This is a genomic window from Vibrio sp. 970 (assembly GCF_033339075.1).
Genome location: NZ_JAWOTW010000883.1, coordinates 1 through 505, shown reverse-complemented (window position 1 = coordinate 505; position 505 = coordinate 1). Strand labels below are relative to the sequence as shown.

Genomic DNA, 505 nt, shown 5'->3' with positions numbered 1-505 from the left:
TGAAAAATTCGAAACTGGCGTATTCAACACTCACGCAGGTTTGAAACCAGAGAAAATCGAAGAAGTTGTGCAACTCGTTAACCCTGAGGGTACGCTAGAATTCACAGCAGAATCGATTGCAACGCTTGAAGGCTTTGCGGCTCTACGTCGTTGGTTAGCGGTTCAAGAGACATCTTACCTAGACAACCGCATTCGTAAGTTCCAAGCATACAGTGAAGTGGGTAACCAACCTCTTCCTCATTACGCGATGGGTCTAGACATTTATGCGACTTGGACATCCCCAATTCGTAAATACGGCGATATGATCAACCACCGTATGCTAAAAGCGGTGATTCTAGATAAAGAACCAGTACAAAAACCTGACGATCAAGTGGGTGAAGAACTGGCACTGCACCGTAAGCACCACAAAATTGCAGAGCGTAACGTGTCTGATTGGCTATACGCACGTACTCTTGCGGATGAACCAAGCAAGCAAACTTGTTTCACAGGTGAGATTTTCGATATT

At 45.1% G+C, this 505-nt stretch carries 1 protein-coding gene; it reads left to right on the top strand.

Features of this window, described 5'->3' with window-relative positions:
• On the top strand, window positions 1–505 hold a 505-nt coding region (locus R7Q11_RS29715; protein WP_225467408.1), incomplete at both ends, for an RNB domain-containing ribonuclease.